This is a genomic window from Mycetocola tolaasinivorans (genome assembly GCF_003667565.1).
Taxonomy (GTDB): domain Bacteria; phylum Actinomycetota; class Actinomycetes; order Actinomycetales; family Microbacteriaceae; genus Mycetocola; species Mycetocola tolaasinivorans.
Window position 1 is genome coordinate 101,919 of the sequence record NZ_RCUX01000009.1, and the last position, 18,734, is coordinate 120,652.

The window sequence follows — 18,734 nt, forward strand, 5'->3', positions numbered from 1 at the left end:
ATCCGATCGGCCTTAAACGACTCCGCCCCCGGCACCGTGAGGTGTCGGGGGCGGAGTCGTATGGACGAGCCGGCGGGATTAGACGCGCGGCTTCTCCTTCATTTCGGTGGTCTCAATCTCGTCACCGATCTGAATGTCGTTGAACTTGCCCAGGCCGATACCGGCCTCGAAGTCCGTACGGACCTCGGTGACATCGTCCTTGAAGCGACGCAGCGACTCGATGGCGAGGTTGTCGCCCACCACAACGCCGTCGCGGATAACGCGAGCCTTAGCGTTTCGAGTGATCGTACCGGAGCGAACGATAACACCAGCGATGTTTCCGAACTTGGAGGAGCGGAAGACCTCGCGGATCTCGGCCACACCGGACTGAACCTCTTCGTACTCGGGCTTGAGCATACCCTTCAGCGAGTTCTCTACGTCCTCGAGGGCGTTGTAGATCACCGAGTAGAAGCGGATGTCAACACCCTCACGAGCGGCACGCTCGCGCGCCTTCGTGTCGGGGCGCACGTTGAAGCCGATGATGATCGCGTTGTCGATGGTCGCCAGGTTGACGTCCGACTCGGTGACCGCACCCACACCGCGGTGGATGATGCGCAGCTGAACGCTGTCGTCGACCTCGATCTTGAGCAGCGACTCTTCCAGGGCCTCAACGGCACCGGAAACGTCACCCTTGATGATGAGGTTGAGCGATTCAACCTTGCCCTCTTCGAGTGCACGGGTGAAGTCTTCCAGGCTGATGCGCTTGCGAGCCTTGGCCAGCTGAGCGTTACGCTCGGCGGCCTCACGCTTCTCGGCGATCTGACGGGCGGTGCGGTCCTCTTCGGTGACGATGAAGGTGTCACCGGCGCGCGGAACGCTGGAGAGACCCTGCACCTGCACCGGACGCGAGGGACCGGCCTCGGCAACCGGGTTGCCGTTCTCGTCTGCCATGGCACGAACGCGACCGTAGGCGGTACCGGCGACGATGGCGTCACCGACGCGGAGGGTACCGGACTGGATCAGCACGGTCGCAACCGAACCACGACCCTTGTCCAGCTTGGCCTCAATGGCCACACCGCGGGCGTCCTTGTTCGGGTTTGCACGCATGTCGAGGCCGGCGTCTGCGGTGAGCAGAACGGCGTCGAGCAGGTCGGTGATACCGATGTTCTTGCGAGCCGAGACGTCGACGAACATGACGTCTCCACCGTACTCTTCGGAAACCAGGCCGTACTCGGTCAGCTGCTGACGCACCTTGGCCGAGTTAGCGCCGTCCTTATCGATCTTGTTCACTGCGACCACGATCGGCACGTTCGCTGCCTGGGCGTGGTTCAGGGCCTCAACGGTCTGCGGCATGATGCCGTCGTCCGCCGCGACCACGAGGATCGCGATGTCGGTGACCTGAGCACCACGGGCACGCATGGCGGTGAACGCCTCGTGACCCGGGGTGTCAATGAAGGTGATCTTACGTTCGATGCCCTCGTGGGTGGTCTGCACCTGGTACGCACCGATGTGCTGGGTGATTCCACCGGCCTCGCCCTTACCGACATCCGCGTTGCGGATGGCGTCGAGCAGGCTGGTCTTACCGTGGTCAACGTGACCCATGACGGTCACAACCGGGGGACGAGCCTCCAGCATTTCGTCGGTCTCGGCCTCCAGCTCGCCGTCCAGGTCGATGTCGAAGCCGTCGAGCAGCTCGCGGTCCTCGTCCTCGGGGGAAACCATGTGGATCTTGTAGCCGAGCTCGGAACCGAGCACGTCGAAGGTGCCCTCGTCCAGCGACTCGGTCGCGGTTGCCATCTCACCGAGGTGGAACAGAACCGTGACGAGGTTACCGGGCTGAACCGGGAAACCGGTCAGGGCCTCGATCTTGTCGGCGAAGTCGGCGATCGACGCACCGCGGCGCAGACGGATCGGGGTCGATCCATCACCGCGGGGAACCGAGACACCACCGAGCGACGGGGCTTCCCGCAGCTCGAATTCTGCCCGCTTCGTCCGCTTCGACTTCCGTGCCTTGCTCTTGCCGCCACCGCGACCGAACGCACCGGCGGTACCACCACCGGGGCCACGGCCACGACCGCCACCGCCACCGGGACGGGGGCCGCTAAAGCCACCGCCGGGACGCTGGAAACCACCGGCTGCGGGAGCACCCGCACCGGCACCAGCACCGGCACCGCCGGGACGCTGGAAGCCACCGGGACGACCGGCACCACCAGCGGGGCGCTGGAAGCCACCACCGGCACCGCCGGGACGACCCGCACCACCCGGACGCGGAGCGCCGGGACGCGGCGAACCGGGACGGGGAGCCTGCGGGCGCGGAGCCTGCGGGCGGGGGATGTTACCCGGGGTCGGGCGCTGGCCCATACCCTGCGAGGAAGCGAACGGGTTGTTACCCGGACGCGGGGTGCCCGCGGGGCGAGGGGGCTGCTGCCCCATGCCCTGCGAGGAAGCAAACGGGTTGTTGCCCGGACGCGGAGCGCCGGGCTTTGCGGCCGAACCGGCTGCTGCGGCGGGCTTAGCTGCCGCGGGCTTCGCGGCAGCGGGCTTCGCTGCTGCGGGCTTTGCCTCGGCGGCCGGGGCTGCCTCGGCAGCGGGCTTCGCTGCGGCGGGCTTGGCCGCTGCGGGCTTCGCCGCGGCAGGCTTCGCTGCTGCGGGCTTTGCCTCGGCGGGGGTTGCTGCGGCGGGCTTCGCCGCGGCGGGGGTAGCCGGCTTCGCGGCGGCGGGCTTGGCCGCTGCCGGGGTAGCCGGGGTTGCTGCGGGTGCGGGGGCACCGGCAGCGCCATCAGCGATGAGCGCCTCGCGCAGCTTACGTACTACGGGGGGTTCAATCGTCGAGGACGGGGACTTGACGAACTCGCCAAGCTCCTTAAGCTTTGCAAGGGCAACCTTGCTGTCCACGTTCAGCTCTGCAGCGATTTCGTGCACGCGCTGTTTTACAGCCACTTCTCTCCTGTCTGGGCCTGCCCAGACAGTGGGCAGACCATTAGTAACGGACGGGTCTCATTTCGAGCCGCTCATTAGTTATCCATTAGCCATTCAGCCTGTTCTCTAGGGTTTGCACGTCGAGCGCTCCGGTAAATCGAAGCGCCCGGCCGAAGGCCCGTCGCTTGATTGCCGTACCAAAGCACTGCAGTGTCGGATGCACCCAGGCTCCACGTCCGGGGAGCGATGCGGTTTCGTCAACACACAGCGCATTTCCCCGCAGCACAACCCTCAACAGGGAGGATCGTGCATCGCGAGTACGGCATCCAACGCACGTTCTAACGGGTTCCATCTTACCCCCTTTGTGGGCTCTCGCCACTCCTCGGCGATTCGCGCTCGGCGAAGAACGCGGCGCTCGGGAACCGAGCGCCGCGTTTTAGGCGAACCTAGTCGTCTTCGAGAATGCTGTCCGGCTGAATATCGATCTTCGCGCCGGTGAGCTTGGCGGCGAGTCGCGCGTTCTGGCCCTCCTTGCCGATGGCAAGGGACAGCTGGAAGTCCGGAACCAGGGCACGCACGGCCTTGATCGACTCGTCCAGCACGAACGCGCTGGACACCTTTGCCGGCGACAGGGCGTTCGAAACGAACGTCGCGAGGTTCGGCGAGTAGTCGACGATGTCGATCTTCTCGTTGCCAAGCTCCTCGTTGACGGCGCGCACGCGGCGGCCCATCTCACCGATGCAGGCGCCCTTGGCGTTGATCGAGGAGTCGGTGGCGCGCACGGCGATCTTGGTGCGGTGGCCGGCCTCGCGAGCGAGCGACACGATCTCCACCAGACCGCTGGCGATCTCGGGAACCTCGAGCGCGAACAGCTTGCGCACGAGACCCGGGTGGGTACGCGACACCGTGATCTGCGGGCCCTTGTTGCCCTTGGCCACCGCGGTGACGTACACGCGGATGCGGCGACCGTGCGAGTAGTCCTCGCCCGGTACCTGCTCCTCGGGGGGCAGGATCGCCTCGACGGTGCCGAGGTCGATGTGGATCATCTTGGGGTTCGGGCCCTGCTGGATGACACCGGCAACGATGTCTCCCTCGCGGTCCTTGAACTCGCCCAGTACGCCGTCATCCGCGATGTCGCGCAGGCGCTGGGTGATGACCTGCTTGGCCGCGTAGGCGGCGATACGGCCGAAGTCATCGAGGTTAGCCTCGGACTCGCCGACGATCTCGCCCTCTTCATCAAGCTCGGGCAGGAGCACGGCCACGTGGCCGGTCTTGCGGTCGAGGTGCACGCGGGCCGACGGCTCGGCCTCGCCCTCCTGGGTGACGTGCTTGAGGTAGGCCGTGAGGATGGCCTGCTCAATAATCCCCGCCAGTTCGTCGAACGGGATTTCGGTTTCCCGCTCGGTCATCTTCAACACACTGAGGTCGATATCCATCGGAGGCCTCCTCTATATTCAGCTACACAGAACCCTGCACTCTGGCGCGGGGTCGATCTATAACCGTACCGGATTTTAGCCGCGCTTGTTACCCCGTTTGGTGTGAAGTCAGAAAGTTTCGGGGAACTCCCGGAAATTAATCGTTATCCCAGCTGCCAGGCGGGGAACACCCCGCGCGGGTCGATGCTCGCGCGAACCTTTCGAAGCCGTGCGGCGTTGTCTCCAAAATACGCGGTAGCGGGGCTTTCGAGGCGCGCATCGGGGTAGTTCACGTACGCCCCGGGGCCCCAGGCCGCGGTGGTTACCGCCCGCAGCGCACGGACGGCCTGATGGAAGGGATCGGGGTTTGCGCCGTCGGCAAAGTTCGCCGTGTACTGCGCGCTAAACAGTGCGCCGCGATGGCCAAACGCGGTCGCGTCGGCCGCCACGTCGTCGATGACCCCGCCCAGCGCATCAAACGAGAAACCACCCTCGGTGACGCCGGAGACGCGGCCGAGCGTTTCGGTCTGCTGAATCACCGCCGCGATTTCCGTGGCGCTGAGCGCCCGGGTCGCGATGCCCGAGGTGGCCGCAAACGATGTGCGAATGAGCTTTCCGCCCGGGCCCGAGACGCACTCGGCGGCACTGGATCCGGCGCAGCCGGCGTAGCGCATCATCGCGTCGAGGTACTCGTGCCGGGTAGCCTGGTTACGTGTGGGGGCGGGCACGCGCCCCAGCAGACCGGCGAGCGCCGCGGTGTGACCACCGACCGGGCCGATCCAGGTGCCAGAAACGCTGAGCGAGGCACCGGTTGGATGGTTCGAGCCGGTCAGGAGCTTGAGCGTGGACCACAGCTGCGGATCTGCCCGCGGGGCCCACTCCTGCCAGGCCGCAATGACCGCGGGCGCGGCGGCCGCATCCCAGGAGAGGAAGTACATCGTCACGCCGGGTGCGGGCTTGGTGTTCAGGTGGAAGGCGGTGACGACCCCGAGGAGGCCTCCCCCACCGCCGCGGCAGGCCCAGAAGATGTCCGGGTCGTGCTGGGCATCCACGGTGCGGGTTTTGCCGTCCGGGGTCACGATGTCGATCGCGGCGACCTGGTCCGAGGTCAGCCCGAATGCGCGGGCGAGCACACCCACGCCGCCGCCGCTCGCGAGCCCGCCGATACCCACGCTGCCGCAGCTCCCCCCGCCGATCGCGCGACCGGCGCCCGCGAGCTTTTCGTAGACGAGCGCGAGCGGGGCACCGGCCCCGATCCGAGCGATGCCGGTACCGGCGTCCACCTCCACCGCATCGAGCGCGCGCACGTTGATCACGAGCTCCTCGGGCAGCCCGGTGTTCCCGCCGCCGCCGCTCGACCAGCCCGCATAGTTGTGGCCGCCGGAACGAACGGCTATGCGCAGGCCGGAGGCCGCGGCAAAGCTCACCGCGGTGGCGACGTCCCCGGCGTCACGAGCGCGGACGATCGCGGGCGGCGCGGCTCCGTCATACACCGGAATCTCGGTGGGCACGGCGGCGCGATAGGCGTCGCTGCCCGGGCGGAGTAGGCGGTCGCCGAGGCTCTGCGCGAGGGCGTCCCAGTCCGGGGGCCCACCGACGCTGGGACTCGGGCTGCCACTCGGGGTAAGCGTGGGGCTGGGGCTGGGCGAGGGGCGCGGCGCACACCCCGCGAGCGCGAGGGTGCCGAGTGCACCGAGTGTCAGTAGGTGTCGACGGCTGAGCTCCATGAGTCCCTCTTTCCTGCCCGATCCCGCGGTTCTGGTGTCAGGCTAGCGCGTGCACCGCCGCGAAACCAGGGCGCAACGCCCGCGGGTCAGCGAAGTCACGATGCCCGGCTCAGGCCGGAACGAAACGAATGCCCCAGTCGAGACTCCAGGTATCAGCCGGTGCGATCAGGTGGAGGTCGATCCCGCTGTTGAGGGCATCCGGCGGGGCCGTCATCGGTTCCACGGCGATCGCCAGCTGATCATCCGCGAGCCCGGGAAACTCGCGGGTGAGGTAGATCTGCAGCCAGCGGAAACGCGGATCCATCCACAGCTCGGCCCTCCCCATCGGCCCCGAAAGCGTGCTGGTTACCGCCCCGGACTCGGCGCGCAGCGCGGTAAAACCGAGGTGTGCGGGGCTCTCGGTTACCCGCCGACCCTCCCGGAGATCCAGCGGGGTGCCCGCGACCGAGACCATCGCTGCGGGCAGATGATCCTGAGTGAGTAGCAGGGCGCGCTCCGCCGGAACACTCAGTGTCAGCTCCGCCGCCGGAGTATCCCCGAGGCGCAGGTAGGGATGGGCACCGAGTCCAACCGGAGCGAGCTCACCACCGCGATTGTGCACGCTCAGGCTCACCCGAATCCCGTCGGCCGCCAGGTGGTACTCGACGCTCACATCGAGCGCGAACGGGTATCCCGGAGCGTTGTCGATTCGCGCGGTCAACAGCACCGCCCCCTCCGAATGCCGTGCGATCGCATAATCGGTCGCGGCCAAGAGCCCGTGCAGCGCGTTTGCGGTGCCGGCCTCGGTGGGGAGCAGAGCCTGCTCCTGCCCCTTCCACTCCCAGCGTGCCGCCCGCACCCGATTGGGCCAGGGCACCAGCGTGATGCCCGAGGATTCCACGGGGGTCGCATCGAGGCTCCCGCGCACGAGCTCGACCCCGGCCACGCTGAGCCCCTGCAGGCTCGCCCCCACGGGTGAGATGGTGGCGCGCACGAGCGCGCCACCATCCCTCCGGGTGAGGATAATCGGGCTAGGCGTCGTCACCGGCTGGTTCCGCGACGACGTGGAACAGCAGCGAGCGATCGGGATCCAGTGACGGCGATTCGAGACCCACGAGACGTAGTGCACGACCGCCGAGGCTCACGCCCGTTTCCAGCCAGGGCGGCTGGGCACCGCCGGGGCGGGTACCGTCGGGATACACCGCAACTACCCGGTACTGGCGCGCGTCATCGAGCCCGGGGAACCCGATCCGACCCACCGGCCAGGTGCGCGGTCGCTCGGTGATCGAGAACGCAAACAGCGCCTCTTCGGCATCGGGCGACACCACGCCCTCGAGCCGGGCCGCGGGTTCCGAAAGATCGGCATGAACCACCGTGCCGCCGTGCAACAGTGCCCGATGCGCGCGGTGGAACGTGACCCAGGCGGCCACACCACGCTTGGTCTCCTCGTCGGCGGTGATGAGGTTGGTTTCGACACCGAGGTGGCCCCAGAGCGCCTTCTCCCCGCGGTAGCTGAGCGGATGCGAGCGGTGTGTGGTGTGTGATTCCTCCGCGCCGATGTGTGTTCCCTGCAGCTCGGGCGGCACGATCAGCGAGGTCCAGCGTTGGATTTCGAGGCGTTCATGCGGGTCATTGCAGTCGCTCGGCCAGACGCGCTGGGTGCGCTCGAGCACGCCGAGGTCGATGCGTCCGCCGCCGCTCGCGCAGGATTCGATTTCGAGGCCGGGATGACGCGCCGCCAGCTCGTCCATCAGCGCGTAGGCGGCGAGGGTTTGCGCGCGCAGTCCCGGTCGGCCACCATCTGCGGTGTGGCCGGCATCCAGCAGGTAGCGGTTGTGATCCCACTTGACGTACGCGATCCGCAGCGAGGTAATGAGGGCCGACACGCGCTCAAGCACCAGGGCGTAGGCCTCGGGATGGCCGAGATCCAGCACGTGCTGGTATCGCGAGGGTAGCCCCACTCCGTGACCGGCATCGAAGATCCACTCGGGATGCTCGCGCGCGAGTTCGGAGTCCAGGTTGATCATCTCGGGCTCGAACCACAGCCCGAAGTCCATCCCTAATTCCTCGACGCGATCCACCAGCGGTTCGATCCCGGTGGGCCACACCGCGGGATCCACGATCCAGTCGCCCAGCGAGGTGGTGTCATCTCGGCGGCCCAGGAACCAGCCGTCATCGATGACGAAGCGCTCGGCCCCGATCCGTGCGGACTCCTCGGCGAAGGCGATCAGGGTGTCCAGATCCTGATCGAAGTACACCGCCTCCCAGGTGTTGACGATGACCGGACGCGGCGAGCGCGGGTACGACGGAAGCGCGCGCAGGTGGCGGTGGAAGCGCGCGGCGAGGGCGTCCAGACCCTCGCCCCAGGCACCGTACTGCCAGGGGGTTGTATAGCTCGCGTCGGTGCCGAGTTCCACCTCGCCCGAGGCCAGCACCTCGCTCGCTGCGAGGCGGCGCACATCCGCGGGGGTGCGCTCGGCGACGAGGGTCTGGTTGCCGCTCCACCCGAGGTGGGTGGCCCAGACCCGGCCCGAACGGAACCCAAACCCGGGCTCCCCCGCGGCCAGGAGCAGCGTGTGTTCGAGCCCGGGTTTTCCTCCGCGCGAGGTGCGGGCCCACTCGCCCACGTGAAACTCGCGGCGCTGCGGTACCCGTTCGAGTGACCAGCGCCCGGTGAGATCCAGCACCTCGGTAGCGGCCTGGGGAACGGGCAGGGCGAGCTCAAGACCGTCCACGCGGAAGGTCTCGGCGGCGGCGTTTGTGAGCGTGGCGCGCTGACGAATCAGCCCGCTCGCGTGCAGCACCTCAATCTCGATGCGCAGGTTCAGCCCGTACTCGGGATCGCGTGCCTCGGCCACCAGCGTTTCGGCCGTATCGGTGGAGGTGGTGCGCGCGCTCACGTGGGCGAACTTCGCCGCCCAGCGCTGCCCGGAGCTGTCCCCCACCAGGCCGGGGCGCCCCATCCACCCCTCGGCGAGCTGGCCAAGCACCGGGATGGGCTGCGCATACGTCACGGGGCTGTCACCCACCGCGGGCAGTGCGCCGTGCGCGATGGCGGCGATTTCACCCGCACCAAGCGGGCCCAGATCCTCGCCCCAGTGCAGGATGCGGGGCAGGCGCGCATCCGCGAGCGAGATGATCACACCGGTGCCACCGGCGCGCAGATAGACGGATTCGGGAGAAGACATGGTTACCTACCTACTTGACCGAGCCGAGGGCAAGGCCCCCGATGAAGCTGCGTTGGAAAATGAGGAACACGATCGTGGACGGGATCGCGGCCACCACGGTTGCCGCGGCGATTACCGACCAGCTCGACACGTACTGCCCCTGTAGGGAGAGCACGGCTGCGGTAATCGGGAGCTTTTCCGAGCTCTGCAACAGGGTGATCGACCACAGCAGGTCGTTGAAGATCCAGGTAAACGAGAGCGCGCCGAGTGCGGCCAGCGCGGGCCTCGTCAGCGGCAGGATCACCTGAATGAAGATGCGGCCCACCCCGGCCCCGTCGAGGGTCGCGGCCTCCTGAAGCTCATGCGGAATCGAACGCATGAAGCCGTAGAGCACAAACGTGTAGAACCCGAGCCCGAAGGCCACCTGCACGACGATCAGCGCACCGAGGGTGTCGTAGATGTCGACCTGCTGAGTGATTCGTGTCACCGGGATCAGCAGCATCTGAACGGGCAGGAGGTTTCCGGCAAGCATGATCAGCAGGATCGTGCGACGGAAGGGAATCTTGAATCGGCTGAGCCCGAACGCGGCGGCAGCGGCGAGCAGGAGCGAGAGGATCACCGTGGGGATGGTCACGATCATCGAGTTCACCAGGGCGGGGAAGAGCCCGCCCTGGTTCCACGCCTGCACGTAGGTGTCGAGGGTGAACGATTTCGGGACGCTGGCGATGCCGTGCTTGGCCACGTCATCGAACGTGCGGAACGAGGTGATCAGCACGATGAGGATCGGCAGGAACCAGGCAAATGAGATCAGGATTCCGGTGGTGTGAAATCCCGCGGTGGCGGCGCGACGGCGACGCGATCCACGGCGGATCGCGGGTCGAGGAGCTGAGGCTGCGGGGGTTTCCGCGACGCGCCGCGAGGCGGTGGTTGAGGTCATGATTCCTTCTCCTCGGACAGGGCACGGACAAGGTAGGAAATAATCACGGCTATCGCAAGCACAAAGATCACGACGGCAATCGCGGAGGCGTAGCCGAGGGCGTGGGCGCTAAACGCGGTCGAGAACATGTACGTGCTGAGCAGTTCGGTCGAGTGGAACGGGCCACCACCGGTCATTGCCCAGACGATGTCGAAGGAGCGCAGCGAGTCAATGAGGAGCACCGAGATGACCACCATGATGACGCTGCGCAGCTGCGGCAGGGTCACGAAGCGGAAGCGCTGCCAGGCCGAGGCTCCGTCCACGCGGGCGGCCTCCTGAACCGAGGGGTCGAGCGCCTTGAGACCGGCGATAAAGAGCACCATCACGTAGCCGATTTCGCGCCAGAGGGCGGCGATAATAACGGCGTAGAGGGCGGTATCGGGATCGCCGAGCCAGACGCGGGTCCAGTCGTGCAGGCCCACCGCGTCGAGCACGTTGTTGAGCACACCGTTGGGCTGGAAGAACGCGCCCCAGATCAGGGCGGTCACCACCAGGGAGAACACGATGGGGAGGAACATTGCGGTGCGGTAGATCGCGACTCCGCGACGCTCGGATTGGAAGAGGAGCGCCACGCCGAGGCCCGCGACAAACGAGATTCCACCGAAGAGGACGATCCAGATCGCGGTGTTCTTGAGCGCGGTCAGGAAGATCGGGTCGGAGAAGAGGTCGGTGTAGTTTTGCACACCCACCGAGGTGGCCGGGCCGATCCCGTTCCAGCGCAGGAACGAGAGCGAGATGCCCTGGATGGCCGGCCAAAACACGCCGACCGCTTCAATCAGAAAGGGAACGAGGACGAGTACGAAGACCAGCGGCGGCGGAACCTTGATCCGCCGCCGCTCGCGTACCGGAGTACTGGTTGTCACGAATTAGCTCGGATCTTCTGGGCGGCGTCTTCCCAGGTCTTCAGGATCTGGTCGACATTGCCGGGGTTGGCGATGAAGGAGGTGAGTGCGGTGTCGGCGGGGGTCTGCTGCGCGTCCCCGGCGTCACGGTTGTAGAACTGCGTGACGGCCTTGGCCGACTGGATCATCTCCTTACCCTGGGTGGCCAGGGCGTCGAGGTTCACGGTGGCCCGGAGGTTCGCCGGCAGTGCGGTGCCGTCCTGCCCCTTGGCGAGCTCGGTCTGGGCCTCGGCGCTCGCGATGAAGTCGAGGAACTTCTTGGCCAGCTCGGGCTTGGTGGTCTTGACGCTCGCGATGAAGCCATCGGTCGGCGCCTCCTCGGCGATCGGCACCGACGGGTCGATGATCGGGAACTGGAAGAACGCGAGGTCATTCTTCTTGTCCGCGGGGATCGCCGGCTGGGCCCAGGCACCGAGCAGGTACATGGCAGCCTTGCCCTGCGAGAAGTCGCTGATCGCCTGGTTGTGGGTGGTACCGAGGGTGGCCGGGTCCATGAACGGCAGAACCTGACCAAACGCGGTAAACACCTTCTTCACCTCGGGGCTGTCATACGACTTCTTACCCGCGAGGAGGTCCTGATGGAACTCGGCCCCGTTGATACGCAGGTCGAGATAGTCGAACCAGGCGGATGCCAGCCAGGCGTTATCGCTGAGCCCCATCGTGACCGGGGTCACGCCCTCACCCTTGATCTTTGTCGATACGGCGAGGAACTCATCCCAGGACTTCGGCGGGGTCACGCCGAGCTTTTCGAAGTCGCTCTTGAAGTAGTAGACGCCCCACCAGTAGTTGTTTGTGGGGATGAAGACCTTGGTGCCCTTGGAATCCTCGCTGAGCTTTGCCAGGTTTTCGGGGAAATCACCCTTGTGGGTGTCCCACACGCTGTCGAGGTTCAGCAGGAGGTTCTGGTCGGCGAAGTCGCGGGTGGCCTGTCCGGCATACCAGGTGTAGACATCCGGCGGATTCTTCGAGGTCAGGTAGGACGGCAGCTGCTGGTTGAAGGTCGAAGTCGGAATGCTGTTGATCTTCACGGTGCCCTCGCCCTTGTCGTTGAAGATCTTGACGAGGTTTTCCAGGCCACCCTTCTCCGCATCGGTGAAACGGGACTGGAGGATCAGCGGGCCGTCGGAGTCGGGGCCTTCCTTCGGTCCCTGGGCCTCGCCTCCGGTGGCCACGCATCCGGCGAGGAGTGCGGTCGCGAGGACGGTACTGCCCACGGCACCGAGCCATCGAGTGTGCTTACGGGTCATCTTTGACTCCAATTCATTGGGGGATTTCACGGCCGGCCGTGTTCGCAGCGGACTGATTCTACGACCGAATGAGTCCAATTTAGGCTCCTACAACCGCGCGGCGTAGAAGGAAGCCGCGAACTATATGGACATTTCGATGATCCTTTGCCAGACTTCTCGCATGCTCATTCCCGATGGATTTCCCGGCCAGCGAATGCTCGTCCTGCCCCGACCGCGGGCACGCGAGTTCCTCCAGCAGGAGGGCTCGCTCAGGCTGGTTGTGACCGACTGCGGCTACTTCCCTAAGGCGCAATCGCACGGCCGGCGGCGGATCGCCCCGATCCCGCAGGCCGTTGTCCTCGCCTGTGTGGACGGTGCCGGCTGGTGTGAGACCGAGGCTGGACGCTTTGACGTCGAGCGCGGTCAGGTCGTCATTCTGCCCCCGGGAATGCCGCACTCGTACGGGTCGGATGAGGATAATCCGTGGACGCTGTGGTGGTTCCATGTGGCGGGCCCCGAGGTCGCCGCGTTCTTGCGTGTCGCCGACATCACCGCGGCCACCCCGGTACGACACCCGCGAGACCTCTATCCGATCGTTTCACTCATGGCCGAGGTACTGGCCTGGATGGAGCGAGACTCGACCACCACGAGCCTGCTCGCCGCATCGGGGGCCGCCTGGCACGCGCTCACGCTGCTGGCGGCCGAACGCTCGCAGCCCGGGCAGCGCGAGGACGTGATCGCGAGTGCCGTCGACTACCTCCGGGCCCACATGGCCGATCGCATCAGCGTGCCGGATCTCGCGGCGATGGCCTCGCTCAGCGCCTCACACTTCAGCGCGCTGTTTCGCAAGCAGATGGGGTATCCGGTGCTGCAGTATCAAACGATGCTGCGAATGGGTCGCGCCCTCGAGCTTCTGGACACCACCGGGTCTACGGTTTCGGCGATCGCCGCCGAGGTGGGATATCCCGATGCCCTGTACTTCACCCGGCAGTTCAAGAAGACACACGGGATCACCCCGCGCGAATACCGCGACCAGCACAAGGGCTGATCGCGGTATTCGAACGGGGTGGATCGGGTCGTCGCTAGGCGGCCACCGTCGCCAGATCTCCGCGCAGCGCACGCACTAGGGCGTTCGCTGGGTCTTCGGCCGCACGCTCGTTGAGCAGCGTCTCGGCCCGGGCGACATCTCCCGCAAGGAGCGCGAGCTGAGCCTCGATCAGGTCGAGCAGGTTGTCCTGGGTCTGCTGAACGTCCTCATGGAAGATCAGCATCGTGGGCAGAGAGGTGGCGAAGTAGTCGATTTTCGCCGGTGTCTGCCGCGTCACGGCCACGTAGTCACCGAGCTCCCGGGTCAGGCGTTCGGCCAGACCGGCCTCGCCGAGACGGCCGGCCGCGCGAATCGAGTAGTACGTCATCGGCGAGTGCGGCACCTCGAGCATGGTGGTGAAGTCGCCGGCGCTGTGCGCGGCGGTGTGCCAGGCTTCGGCGGCTTCGGCCTCGCGCCCGGCGGCGGCGAGCGCGTCGCCGAGCGCAAGGTAAAGATCCGAACGATTGGCGAGCGGGTGCGGTGCCTCCCCGAGGTTTGCCGGCACCGTCACCACGCTGTTCAGCGCGGCAAGGGCGGCCGCGGTGTCTCCCGCGGCGAGCGCGCGGGACGCAATTTCCCGCTGGGCGAGCGACCACACGCGGATGGTCTCTCCCTCACCGCCCTCCCAGGGACTGAAGGAACGCGTGGAGAGCAGCGTCACGGCCTCATCCACCCGACCCTCGAGGATCAGGAGTTCGGCGTAGGCGAGTGCGAGGTCGTCGCGGTCACGCGCGCCCTCCCCGGCCGCGGCCAGTGCGGCCAGCCGCTCGGCAGTGGGGGTACCCACCCGGCGGGCGAGCTGATCGGCCTCGTAGCGCAGTTTGGGGTCGCCCGGATCGGCGGCCACCGCACGGGCGTAGTACCGCACGGCGAGCGCCGGATCACCCAGCACATTGTGGGCGGCGAGGCCCAGACCGCGCAGCACCACGGGATCACCCGGGGCGATCCGCTCGGCGTGCTCCAGCTCGGCGATACCCTCCGCATAGCGGCGGTGGAAGTAGAGCCAGTGCGCGAGCAGGGCGTGAGCCCGGGCATCATCGGTGGCGCTGATGCGTCGCTCCAGCAGCTGGGCGTCGGCGAGGGAGGCGGCGAATCCGCGATCCATCGGGAGGGTGCGGGCGTCGGCAAGCGCCACGGCGGCCTCGGCTGTGCGCCCGAGGGCTTCGAGGAGCTCTGCGCGATAGTACGCGATCAGCACGGCCGGGTCTCCGGCACCCTCCACGGGTCGCACTCGGGCGGCGGTCTGGGCGAGGTCGTAGACGCGCAGGGCATCCTCGGCGAGGCCGAGCGTCGCGTACTCCCCCGCCACGTCGCGCAGAATTCCCGCGTCGCTCAGGCCAGAGTCCCGGGCGGTGGGCACGGCGGCCGAGTCTTCGAGGTCCCGCAGCCAGGCGTCAAGCGGATCGAGCGTGCGCGCCTGAGCCAGTACCTCGGCGGCGCGCTCGGCACGACCGAGGTGGCGCAGCGCGAGAACGCGCAGGGCGAGGGCCTGCAGGTTATCGGTATCGAAGCGCGCGGCGATCTCTGCGTGCTCACGCACATCGTTCCACCGGGTAGCTCGCGCGGCGATCCGCGCACGCTGCAGATGGCTGGCGCTGCGCCAGGCGAAGTTCCAGGCGGCCTTTCCGAATGCCTCCTCGGCGTCGACATCACGCCCCTGGGCCACGAGCACCACGCCGAGCAGGTACAGTGCCTCGCCATCAACGGGGTTGAGATTGCGGCGAGTCTGCCGCGCAATCGCGGTGCGCAGCAGGGACTCGGCCTCGGCCAGACGACCGGTGTTCAGGCGCAGGCTCGCGAGGGCAACATTGCTGCGGGAGTCCCTCGGGTCGCGGCGCAGCACCTCCTCGAAGTAGGGCTCGGCCGAGCGGGTGGCGTGACGGTTCTGCACCAGGTGCACGCCGGTCACGTACAGCTCGTCCACCGACTCGATCTCGGCGGGGGCGGGGGGCTCGGTCGCGGTCTCGAAGCCGTCGGCGGAGGCGTCTCGGTACTCCGTCGAGGCCTCGAGTACGCTCGATCCATCGGTGCCAAACAGCACCACGCGCAGGTCGCCCGCGGCCGTTACCGGCACGGTGGTGAGCAGCGGTTTTCCCGGCTCCAGCGCGGTTTCGGTAGCCCAGAGTTCGGTACCCGCCTCATCCTGAAGTGCGATCCGCGCGGACGCGCGGACGCTCGTGCTGGCGACCCCGATGGTGGCCTCACGGGACGCGCCCTCGCCCGAAACGGTCAGCCGGATGGCGGCCTCGGTGTTCGCCTGGGTCAGCGGCCCAATGCCGTGATACGGGAACCAGTACTGACTAAAGGTCTTGGTCTCCCCCGGGGTGAGGAAGGTGAAGTCGGGCTGGTTGTCGGTGTACACCCCGGCCATGAGCTCCACATAGGGCTCGGAGTCGTCGCTGAGGTTGGCATCCCAGGCGCGGCCAAACGGCGCGGTACCCCAGGTCCACTGCTTCTTTCCGGGTGAGACGTGGTGGTCGGCAATGTGGGCAAAGCCCAGGCCGGTGTGGTGGTCGTAGCCGCCGAAGAAGTCGTCGCCGCTGGCCACGCACATGTAGGAGGTGGGCACCGGGATGTTGCGATACCAGTCGATGCGGTCGGCGTCCTCGGCGATGAACTCGGGATCCCCGACCCGCGCCCGGGCCGCATAGTCGATGCCATAGTAGGGCTCGTCGGCAGCGGGGAACGCGGTGGCAGCGCGCTTGGCGTGATCGGCCACCACGTGGGCATCGGCCGGGAAGAACGACTGATACTCATCGTGCACGCGAACCGCGACGTTTGCCCACCAGAGGAACGTCTGGGTGGTATCGGTGCGGTTGAACACCCGCACGCGCGCCTCGATCACCGCGCTGTCCGGGCGCAGCCGAATGCCGTGCATGCCCTTCATCCGGGCGAAGGGGTCGTGATCCGAGCACCAGATGGTAATCGAGCCATCCTCCTCGTGTTCGATGCTCCAGTCCATCGGCAGGAAGGTACCCGGCCGGTGGTGCTGGGGCCAGTTGAACTCGATGCCGCCGGAAATCCACGGGCCGGCGAGACCCACCAGGGCGGGCTTGATCGCGTCATTGCGATAGAAGAGATCCTTACCGGTGAGCTTGTCCACGGCAATGTGGACGCGGCCGCCGAGCTCGGGCAGGATCACCAGGCGCAGGTAGCGATTTTCCAGGTGCAGGGCCTGCCAGGTTTCGGTGGTGGCCTCGTGACTCACCGATTCGATGAACGGCAGCGGATAGACGCGGCCCGAGGAGCCCTGGTAGACGCGATTCTCGAGGAACGCGGGCAGGCGCTCGGGTGTTCCGGGCAGGTAGGTGGGCAGTTCAACCGATTCGCTCCATCCGGCAACCGCGGCGCTGCGCTGGTCGGAGGGCTTTTCGGGAAGCGGAAAGCGGGGGTTCGTGTGGCTCATACCCAGGAGATTAGGGCGCGCACGGAGTAATAACCATGCCCGTTCCGATGCGGTACCTGGACGATTCGCCGATCTACTTTCCGGATGGTTCCGGTACCGTTAGGCGAATACTGCGTGATTCAATGGTTATTTGTGAGATTTCCCAGGTCACGCCTGCGCGTGGAGACCCGTGCGGGGTCAACCCGCTCACCCTCCGGCGTGACGTATGCCAGCTCGACCCGCCGACCATCATCAGTGGTGTACGCGGCCACCTCGCGACTGTTTTCGAGCGGCCGATTCTTGGCACCCCATCCGGCGAGCGCGCTCACGAGCATGTTGAACTCTCGCCCGGCCTCGGTGAGGACGTACTCGAAGCGCTCGCGCGAGCCGGGCTCGCGGTAGCCGTGGCGCTCCATGATCCCCTCCTCCACGAGCTTGCCGAGGCGGTCGGTAAGGATGTTTGGGGCAATGTGCAGGCCGTCTCGAAAGTCGGCAAACCGGGTGGTGCCGCGCAGCAGGGCGCGGCGCAGGATGAGCATGGTCCAGCGATCGCCGACGATCTCCAAGCTCCGGTAGACGGGGCAGAGTTCGGGATCGAGGGTGGGTTCTGAGTACTCGGTGTAACCGGTCATGGCAAAAAGTTTACCCACCTGAGTTGCAAAAATCTACCTAGGGGTCTAGGTTTTATTTTACTACTTAGCTTTCGTGTTCAAAGGACCACACATGCCCACCCTCTCCCCACGCGCCGGGTTCTGGACCGCGGCCGCCGTCGCTGCTCTCGCGCTCTGGTCCAGCGCCGCCCCCACCCTCGCCTACCCGCTGTACGAGGCGCAGTGGGGCATCAGCTCCGCCGACGCCACCTGGATCTTCTCGGCCTACCCGGCCATGCTGATCGTCGTGCTGGTGCTCTTCGGAAACCTCTCCGACTACATCGGCCGCCGAAACACCATCCTGCTGGGCCTCGGTGCCCAGATCGTCGGCACGCTGGTATTCGCGTTTGCCCCGGGGTACGCCTGGTTGATCATCGCCCGGCTGTTTATCGGTGCCGGCGTGGGCCTCGCGCTCAGCCCGGCGAGCGTGGCCATGGTGGAGTTTGCCGCGCCGGAGAAAAAGGCCAGCGCGGGTTCGATCACCACCACGGCCACCGCGGTAGGGCTCGCGCTTTCCACCCTGGTGGGTGGCGCGCTGATTCAGTACGCACCCTTCCCGCTGCACCTGAACTTCTTCGTACTCGCCGCGGTTACCGCCGTGGTGATGGGCTTTGCGTTCGCGCTCCCCCGCCACAACCCGACCGAGCCCACCGGCCGATGGCGCGTGCGCCCCATCGCCATCCCCAAGGGGTCTCGCGGCCTATTTGGCATCGGGGCCATCACGATCAGCGCCGCCTACCTGTGCGGTGCCCTGATCCTGCCGCTCGGCGCACAGATCGCCCACACCCTCGCCGGATCCACCAACGCGCTGGTCACCGGTGCGCTGATGGCGATTTTCCCGGTGATGGTGGCCGCGGGCTCCCTCCTCACGCGCAGCTGGAACACCCGCACGCTCATCTTCACCGCCGGCATCACGCTCATCGTGGGTCTCTGGCTCTTTGACCTCACCGGCAGCGTCGCGAGCCTCGCACTGTACTTCATCGCGTCGGCGTTTGCCGGGCTCGGTTACGGGCTCTCCTTCACCGCCGGCCTCACCGTCCTGACCCGCTACGCGGCCCCGAAGCATCGCGCCAGCATGGTCTCCGGCGGCTACCTCATCGGGTACGTCTTCCAGGGCGGTGCCGCCCCCATCCTGGGCGCGATCACCACGGGCTCGGGCATCCGTGCCGCGCTGCTGGTGGGCGCGGTCTCCTACACGGTCATCTTCCTGCTGATGATGTTCTCGGCCCGCCGCCTGGGCGCCCCGGCGGAGGTCACCGCGTAGCCACACGGACACAAAACGGCCGCCGCTCCCCGGGGAGCGGCGGCCGCAGCGTATCTTG

At 66.9% G+C, this 18,734-nt stretch carries 13 protein-coding genes; 2 read left to right on the top strand and 11 right to left on the bottom strand.

From position 1 onward, the window contains the following. Nucleotides 1–78: 78 nt before the first annotated feature. From infB to D9V32_RS12225, 9 genes are all read right to left on the bottom strand, one after another. Nucleotides 79–2,919 carry a translation initiation factor IF-2 gene (infB, locus tag D9V32_RS12185; protein ID WP_245982305.1) on the bottom strand — a complete coding sequence of 947 codons (2,841 nt, stop codon included), beginning with the start codon at nucleotides 2,917–2,919 and terminating at the stop codon, nucleotides 79–81. An 85-nt stretch (nucleotides 2,920–3,004) separates the two neighbouring features. After that, nucleotides 3,005–3,250: a YlxR family protein gene (locus D9V32_RS12190; protein ID WP_121649192.1), complete on the bottom strand. Its 246-nt coding sequence runs from the start codon at nucleotides 3,248–3,250 to the stop codon at nucleotides 3,005–3,007. Between the two features lie 94 nt (nucleotides 3,251–3,344). After that, nucleotides 3,345–4,334, bottom strand: coding sequence for a transcription termination factor NusA (gene nusA, locus D9V32_RS12195; RefSeq protein ID WP_121649193.1), 990 nt, complete (start codon nucleotides 4,332–4,334; stop codon nucleotides 3,345–3,347). Nucleotides 4,335–4,477: 143 nt separating this feature from the next. After that, on the bottom strand, nucleotides 4,478–6,040 hold the full coding sequence (locus D9V32_RS12200) for an FAD-binding oxidoreductase (RefSeq protein WP_121649194.1): 1,563 nt from the start codon (nucleotides 6,038–6,040) through the stop codon (nucleotides 4,478–4,480). Nucleotides 6,041–6,149: 109 nt separating this feature from the next. Beyond that, nucleotides 6,150–7,064: an aldose epimerase family protein gene (locus D9V32_RS12205; protein WP_183086302.1), complete on the bottom strand. Its 915-nt coding sequence runs from the start codon at nucleotides 7,062–7,064 to the stop codon at nucleotides 6,150–6,152. Further along, nucleotides 7,051–9,207, bottom strand: coding sequence for an alpha-galactosidase (locus D9V32_RS12210; protein ID WP_121649196.1), 2,157 nt, complete (start codon nucleotides 9,205–9,207; stop codon nucleotides 7,051–7,053). The genes D9V32_RS12205 and D9V32_RS12210 overlap by 14 nt, the downstream gene beginning before the upstream one ends. A 10-nt stretch (nucleotides 9,208–9,217) precedes the next feature. Further along, nucleotides 9,218–10,123, bottom strand: a complete 906-nt coding sequence (locus D9V32_RS12215) for a carbohydrate ABC transporter permease (RefSeq protein ID WP_121649197.1) — start codon at nucleotides 10,121–10,123, stop codon at nucleotides 9,218–9,220. After that, on the bottom strand, nucleotides 10,120–11,025 hold the full coding sequence (locus tag D9V32_RS12220) for a carbohydrate ABC transporter permease (RefSeq protein WP_121649198.1): 906 nt from the start codon (nucleotides 11,023–11,025) through the stop codon (nucleotides 10,120–10,122). Before D9V32_RS12220 ends, D9V32_RS12215 begins: the two co-directional genes overlap by 4 nt. After that, entirely contained in the window at nucleotides 11,022–12,311 is a 1,290-nt protein-coding gene (locus tag D9V32_RS12225; protein WP_121649199.1) for an ABC transporter substrate-binding protein, read from the bottom strand. The genes D9V32_RS12220 and D9V32_RS12225 overlap by 4 nt, the downstream gene beginning before the upstream one ends. A 160-nt stretch (nucleotides 12,312–12,471) precedes the next feature. On the opposite strand from D9V32_RS12225, the gene D9V32_RS12230 reads away from it, so the two are divergent. Continuing rightward, entirely contained in the window at nucleotides 12,472–13,338 is an 867-nt protein-coding gene (locus D9V32_RS12230) for an AraC family transcriptional regulator (RefSeq protein ID WP_183086303.1), read from the top strand. Between the two features lie 34 nt (nucleotides 13,339–13,372). Here the strand turns inward: D9V32_RS12230 and D9V32_RS12235 are convergent, their stop codons facing one another. Both D9V32_RS12235 and D9V32_RS12240 read right to left on the bottom strand, forming a co-directional pair. Beyond that, the gene (locus tag D9V32_RS12235; RefSeq protein ID WP_121649201.1) at nucleotides 13,373–16,783 is read right to left on the bottom strand and encodes a DUF5107 domain-containing protein; all 3,411 of its coding nucleotides are present in this window, start codon (nucleotides 16,781–16,783) and stop codon (nucleotides 13,373–13,375) included. 119 nt (nucleotides 16,784–16,902) lie between these two features. Next, nucleotides 16,903–17,394 (bottom strand): winged helix-turn-helix transcriptional regulator, encoded by a 492-nt coding sequence (locus tag D9V32_RS12240; RefSeq protein ID WP_121649202.1) that lies wholly within the window; start codon nucleotides 17,392–17,394, stop codon nucleotides 16,903–16,905. A gap of 91 nt (nucleotides 17,395–17,485) precedes the next feature. Between D9V32_RS12240 and D9V32_RS12245 the strand changes: the two genes are divergently transcribed. Then, entirely contained in the window at nucleotides 17,486–18,676 is a 1,191-nt protein-coding gene (locus D9V32_RS12245) for an MFS transporter (protein ID WP_121649203.1), read from the top strand. The last annotated feature ends 58 nt before the right edge of the window (nucleotides 18,677–18,734 follow it).

What these genes read in the sequence shown, in the direction of transcription:
- D9V32_RS12190 (WP_121649192.1), bottom strand. Translation starts at nt 3,250, where the DNA reads ATGGAACCCGTTAGAACGTGCGTTGGATGCCGTACTCGCGATGCACGA.
- nusA (WP_121649193.1), bottom strand. Translation starts at nt 4,334, where the DNA reads ATGGATATCGACCTCAGTGTGTTGAAGATGACCGAGCGGGAAACCGAA.
- D9V32_RS12200 (WP_121649194.1), bottom strand. Translation starts at nt 6,040, where the DNA reads ATGGAGCTCAGCCGTCGACACCTACTGACACTCGGTGCACTCGGCACC.
- D9V32_RS12210 (WP_121649196.1), bottom strand. Translation starts at nt 9,207, where the DNA reads ATGTCTTCTCCCGAATCCGTCTATCTGCGCGCCGGTGGCACCGGTGTG.
- D9V32_RS12215 (WP_121649197.1), bottom strand. Translation starts at nt 10,123, where the DNA reads ATGACCTCAACCACCGCCTCGCGGCGCGTCGCGGAAACCCCCGCAGCC.
- D9V32_RS12225 (WP_121649199.1), bottom strand. Translation starts at nt 12,311, where the DNA reads ATGACCCGTAAGCACACTCGATGGCTCGGTGCCGTGGGCAGTACCGTC.
- D9V32_RS12230 (WP_183086303.1), top strand. Translation starts at nt 12,472, where the DNA reads ATGCTCATTCCCGATGGATTTCCCGGCCAGCGAATGCTCGTCCTGCCC.
- D9V32_RS12235 (WP_121649201.1), bottom strand. Translation starts at nt 16,783, where the DNA reads ATGAGCCACACGAACCCCCGCTTTCCGCTTCCCGAAAAGCCCTCCGAC.
- D9V32_RS12240 (WP_121649202.1), bottom strand. Translation starts at nt 17,394, where the DNA reads ATGACCGGTTACACCGAGTACTCAGAACCCACCCTCGATCCCGAACTC.
- D9V32_RS12245 (WP_121649203.1), top strand. Translation starts at nt 17,486, where the DNA reads ATGCCCACCCTCTCCCCACGCGCCGGGTTCTGGACCGCGGCCGCCGTC.